Here is a 5265-nt window from a genome sequence, read left to right on the forward strand (position 1 = left end):
GTGGCCCTGCAACGCGGCCCTCGTCGGCTGGCTGCTGGAACGGGCCGCGTTGCAGGGCCACACCGCCCTGGACGCGGAGCAGGTGCGCGCCGCGCTCGCCGCGCGGGCGGTGACCGACCCCGGCGCGGCGGTGCAGCACGCCATCGCGGAGGGCGTCGTACTGGTCTTCCAGGACGGCCCGGAGGACGAGGACACCGACGGGGAGCCGGGCGAGGAGAGCGAGGGCGCGGAGCCGACGGCGGAGCGGGAGCCGGTCCAGGTCCTCCTCGGCCTCGACCGGTACGCGCTGGCGGAGGAGAGCCTCGCCGACGGGATCGCCCGGCTGGTCAACGCCTGCGAGAAGGACGCCGACTGGGCGGACGCCGCCGCGGCGGCCCCCTCCCCCTCGGCCACGGAGCTGATCCGCACCGCCGCGGCCCACGGCCTGGTCGCGCACACGGGCGGCGAGGCCGCGCGGGCCGAACCCGCCGCTCTGATCGCCGCCGCCGCGGGCCTCGGTCTGCGGGCCCTGGGCGCCACGCACAGCGTGGACGGCCGGCAGCGGCTGGCCGGGGCCGTGGGCGAGGCCTCGGCGGCCGTCACGCTGTCCGGGCTGCTCTCCGGCACGGAGGGCCCCGGACGGGACGAGGAGGGGGCGCTCGCCCTCGACCTGCTCGTCGTGCTGGACGCCCCGCAGCTGGACGTGGAGACCGGCGCGATGCTGGTGGAGTCCCTCTCCGACGGCACCCGTCTGGTGTTGAGCGGCGACCCCGGCGTGCTGGCTTCGGCGGGCGCGGGGCGGGTGTTCGCCGATGTGCTGGCGGCCCGCGCCTGCCCCCAGGTGGTCTCCCGCACCCCGGACCCGGGACCGATCGGCGAGCTGGTCTCGGGCATCGGCATCGGGGAGCTGAACCAGGTGGAGGCTCCTGGCAAGGAGGTCGTGATCGTCCCCGTGCGGGACGCGGGCGAGGCCGTGCACCGCACGGTGCAGCTGGTCGCCGACTCCGTGCCGCGCGCCATCGGCGTGCCGTCCTCGGACACCCAGGTCATCACCGTCGGCCATGGCGGCTCGGCGGGCACCCGGGCGTTGAACGAGGCGCTCAAGCAGCGGCTGAACCCGGGCCCGGGCCGCTTCGGCGGTTTCGACCCCGGGGACCGGGTGGCCCACGTCCCCGCGCCGGGCAGGACCGTACCCGGCGTGGTCGTCTCGGCCGACGCAGAGGGCCTGCATCTGGACTGCGGTGGGAGCCCCGTCGTCGTACCGCAGGAGCGGGTCGCCGCCTCCGTCCGGCACGCCTGGGCGCTCAGTGCCCACCAGGCGGCGGGGATGCGGTGGCCCGCGGCCGTCGTCGTCCTGCCCGGTGACGCGGCTCAGGGGCTGAGCCGCCCCTGGGTCTACACCGCGTTCGGCCGGGGGGAACGGCATCTGTCCGTGGTGCACGGTGTGGACCAGGCCCTGCCGCGCGCCGTGGCCCAGTCCCCCGCCCAGGACCGCACCACTCGGCTGCGGACGCTGCTGGAGGCGTCCGACGGCTGACGGACGACACGGAGGGCCGGGCGGACGCATCGCGCGCGTCGCCCGGCCCTTCGGCACGGCACCGTCGTCCGCCCGGCCCTTCCGCACAGCACCGTCAGGGGCTGCGGGGAGGAATCAGGTCCTGTCCCTCGTCAGACCGTCCAGCTCCTCGTCCAGATCGTCCTCGTCGAAGACCGCGCTGACGTCGAAGCGGCAGACCACCAGCTCCGGGTCCGCGTCGTCGAACGGGGCGCCGAGCCACTCCCCCGGCTCGGGCAGCTCGTCCGCGGCCGCGACCCAGAGCGTGGAGTCGCCCTCCTCCAGGCCGAACTCGGTGTGCCGGGAGGCGATCTCGTCCGCCTCGTACTCCCCGAACAGCACCCCCAGCGCCGCGTGGACACTGCTGCCGACCACGGCCGCGCTATCGCTGCCGCGGTCCTCGGGGTCCACGTCGGCGAGGCGCTGTGCCTGGGCGAGCAGCCGCTGCGGCTCCACCACCGCGTAGTCGCGGCGGATCAGCACGCTGACGGCGTTCGGCTCCTCCGGGCCGCTGTACGGCGGCAGGGAGTCCTCCACCCCGGGAATCTCGAACGGGGTGACCTCGTCATGGCGGTCGTAGAGGAGTTCGTCGTAGACCTCGGCCGCAGCGGCCAGTGCGTTGAACGCGTCGTAGACAGCGGGGTCGTCGTCCCCGGACCGGCGCTCGACCGCCGCGAGGTGGTGGTCGATCGCGGCTTTGACCGCATCGGCGGCGGCGCGTACCTCGGCAGCGGTGGGCTGCGCAGCATCAGACATAGGGCAGACGCTATCCGTACTGGGGCTCTGCCCGCACAATAGATGCGATGCCGGAATACGAATTTGTCGATGTGTACGTGCCGCGCGGGGTGTCCCGGAAGGAGACGGCCCGCCTGTTGACCGACCATGCCGAGTACGGGCACTGGGAGTTGGACCGGCTGACGCTGCGCCTGGACGGCAGTCGCCGGGTGCGGCTGCGGCGGCGGATCATCCGCCAGCTGCGGGCCACCTGGTGAGACGGAAGGGGCCCCGCGTCGCCGCGGGGCCCCTTCCCTTCGCCTTGCTGACCGCTGCCGTCAGGCGGCGGCCTTGGCGCGGCGGTACAGCACCGTGCCCGCACCGGCCAGCAGCAGACCGGCGCCCGCCGGGACGAGCAGGTCGAGCCCGCCCGCTCCGGTGTGCGCGAGCTGCGGCGTGCTCGCCGGCAGGGTCTGCGGTTCGGGCGCGTTCGGGATGGTGCGCGGTCCGGGCGTCGGCGGTGTCACGTGGGTGACGGGGGTCTCCGGGACGACCGGCGGCGTGCTGTCGTTCTCGCACGTGTTGCCCAGGGCGGGGTTGAGCAGGCCACCGATGGTGACGCTGTTCCCGCAGGCGTTCACGGGGATGTCGATGGGCACCTGGATCTGGTTCCCCGAGAGCAGACCGGGCGAGCCCTTCGCGGTCCCCTCGGCGGTGGCCCCTCCCCCGTTGTCGCTGCCGGCGGCCCGGTGCTTCCCGGTGCCCGCCCGCACCCCCTGACCGCGGTGGTCGGACGCCCGGCCGTTGTCGGCGGCGTGGCTGCCCGAGCTCCCCGCGGTCGAACCGTGACGGCCGGCGGCCGCTCCGTCCGAGACGTTCGCACAGGCGTTGCCCGCTGCCGGGTTGAGCAGCCCCACGACGTTCACGGAGTTGCCGCAGACGTTGACCGGTACCTCGACCGGGATCTGTACCGAATTCCCTGAAAGCACCCCCGGGGAATTCGATGCGCCGCCGACCGCTCCCGCGTCGGCGTGCGCGTAACCGCCACTGAGCGCGAGCACGCCGCCCGCAGCCGCCATGGTGATCAGGCCTTTACGCGTGACCTGTCGCATAGGTTGTTCCTGCCTTCTTACCTTCCGGAATACCCCCGGACTTGACCGTGCGGAGGCAAAGGACCCGACGGCCCCGGAGCACATGGCGTGCGCTCCGGGGCCGAGCGGGCTCAAACCCTTACGGGTTGACGCACAACGTCAGGCGTTGACGCAGGTGTTGCCGAAGGCCGGGTTCAGCAGCCCGATCACGGAGATCGTGTTGCCGCACACGTTCACGGGAACGTGGACGGGAACCTGGACGACGTTGCCCGAGAGCACGCCGGGGCTGCCGATGGCGGCACCCTGGGCGCCCGAGTCGGCGACGGCCATGCCGGCACCCGCGAGAACCAGACCACCGGTGACAGCCGCAGCGGCGACGATCTTCTTGATCATTATTCCTCCTAGTTGGCAAGTGCGGTCCCAGCCGCGGACCGCACCACCTGTAACGAGGAAGAAGTAATCGGGCTACGAGTGATCCGTTCCTTTCACTCGTTCCGGTTAGGTACGTACAAGCTGTCGATTATGGCGACGGGTATCGGCTTCTCAGCTGTTGTCGATGAAACGGTCGAGCACCCGTGCGCCGAACTTCAGGCCCTCGACCGGCACACGCTCGTCCACACCGTGGAACATGCCGGCGAAGTCGAGCTCCGGCGGGAGCTTCAGCGGAGCGAATCCGAAGCAGCGGATACCCAGGTCGTCGAAGGACTTGGCGTCCGTACCGCCGGAGAGCATGTACGGGACCGCGCGCGCGATCGGGTCCTCGGCCTTGAGCGCGATCTGCATCGCGTCCACGAGGGAGCCGTCGAAGTCCGTCTCCAGCGCCTTGTCGCCGTGCACGTCCTCGCGCTTGACGCGCGGGCCGAGGATCCGGTCCAGGTCGGCCAGGAACTCCTGCTCGTATCCCGGCAGGAAGCGGCCGTCGACGTGGGCGGTCGCCTGCCCCGGGATCACGTTCACCTTGTAGCCCGCGCCGAGCATGGTGGGCGCCGCCGAGTTGCGCAGGGTCGCGCCGACCATCTTGGCGATGCCGCCCAGCTTGGCGAGCGTGGCGTCCATGTCCTCGGGGTCGAGCGGGGTACCGAGCGCGTCGGACAGCTCGTCCAGGAAGGAGCGCACGGTCTTGGTCACCCGGACCGGCCAGTTGTGCCGCCCCAGCCGGCCGACCGCCTCGCACAGCTCGGTGATCGCGTTGTCGTCGTTGGTCATAGAACCGTGGCCGGCCGTGCCGTCCACGGTCAGCCGCATCCAGTGCATGCCCTTCTGCGCGGTCTCGACGAGGTAGAGCCGCAGGTTCTCGTTGACCGTGAAGGAGAAGCCGCCGACCTCCCCGATGGCCTCGGTGACGCCCTCGAACAGGTCCGGGTGCTTGTCGACGAGATACCGGGCGCCGTACGTACCGCCCGCCTCCTCGTCCGCGAGGAAGGCGAGCACGATGTCGCGCGGGGGCTTGCGGCCGCTGCGCATCCGGTCGCGCACGACCGCCAGGGTCATCGCGTCCATGTCCTTCATGTCGACCGCGCCCCGGCCCCACACGCAGCCGTCCGCGATCTCTCCCGAGAAGGGGTGGTGCGTCCAGTCGTGCGCGTTCGCCGGGACGACGTCGGTGTGGCCGTGGATCAGCAGCGCCGGCTTCGACGGGTCCTCGCCCTCGATCCGCGCCACCGTGGAGGCACGGCCCTTGTGGGACTCGAAGATCTGCGGTTCGAGCCCGACCTCCGCGAGCTTCTCCGCGACGTACTCGGCGGCCAGCCGCTCGCCCGGTCCCGAGTGATCCCCGTAGTTGCTGGTGTCGATCCGGATCAGGTCACGACAGAGGTCGACGACCTCGTTCTCGGCGCTCTCACCCGAGCCGGTCCTGGCCGCTTTGGTCTCACTCACGCTGGTTCCCTCCGCTGTCGCTGTGGTGCTCCCCCTCATCCTCCCGCG

5 protein-coding genes and 1 pseudogene are annotated in these 5265 nt (G+C 72.1%); 2 read left to right on the plus strand and 4 right to left on the minus strand.

What is annotated here, in order from left to right:
* Window positions 1-1516 (plus strand): annotated as a pseudogene (locus tag JGS39_RS36715) (DNA helicase RecD); the annotation flags it as partial.
* Window positions 1517-1630: 114 nt separating this feature from the next.
* Here JGS39_RS36715 and JGS39_RS36720 read toward each other — a convergent pair.
* Window positions 1631-2290: a hypothetical protein gene (locus JGS39_RS36720; protein ID WP_219574102.1), complete on the minus strand. Its 660-nt coding sequence runs from the start codon at window positions 2288-2290 to the stop codon at window positions 1631-1633.
* Window positions 2291-2337: 47 nt separating this feature from the next.
* Between JGS39_RS36720 and JGS39_RS36725 the strand changes: the two genes are divergently transcribed.
* Window positions 2338-2526: a DUF5703 family protein gene (locus tag JGS39_RS36725; protein WP_136328229.1), complete on the plus strand. Its 189-nt coding sequence runs from the start codon at window positions 2338-2340 to the stop codon at window positions 2524-2526.
* 60 nt (window positions 2527-2586) lie between these two features.
* Here JGS39_RS36725 and JGS39_RS41760 read toward each other — a convergent pair whose 3' ends face one another.
* The 3 genes from JGS39_RS41760 to JGS39_RS36740 all read right to left on the minus strand — a co-directional run bounded on the left by JGS39_RS41760 (window position 2587) and on the right by JGS39_RS36740 (window position 5217).
* Window positions 2587-3360 carry a chaplin gene (locus JGS39_RS41760; RefSeq protein ID WP_219574103.1) on the minus strand — a complete coding sequence of 258 codons (774 nt, stop codon included), beginning with the start codon at window positions 3358-3360 and terminating at the stop codon, window positions 2587-2589.
* A gap of 138 nt (window positions 3361-3498) precedes the next feature.
* Window positions 3499-3732 (minus strand): chaplin ChpH, encoded by a 234-nt coding sequence (chpH, locus tag JGS39_RS36735; RefSeq protein WP_123528131.1) that lies wholly within the window; start codon window positions 3730-3732, stop codon window positions 3499-3501.
* Between the two features lie 150 nt (window positions 3733-3882).
* Window positions 3883-5217: a M20/M25/M40 family metallo-hydrolase gene (locus JGS39_RS36740; protein ID WP_219574104.1), complete on the minus strand. Its 1335-nt coding sequence runs from the start codon at window positions 5215-5217 to the stop codon at window positions 3883-3885.
* Between the last annotated feature and the right edge of the window lie 48 nt (window positions 5218-5265).

Source organism: Streptomyces poriferorum, assembly GCF_019399235.1.
Lineage (GTDB): Bacteria > Actinomycetota > Actinomycetes > Streptomycetales > Streptomycetaceae > Streptomyces > Streptomyces poriferorum.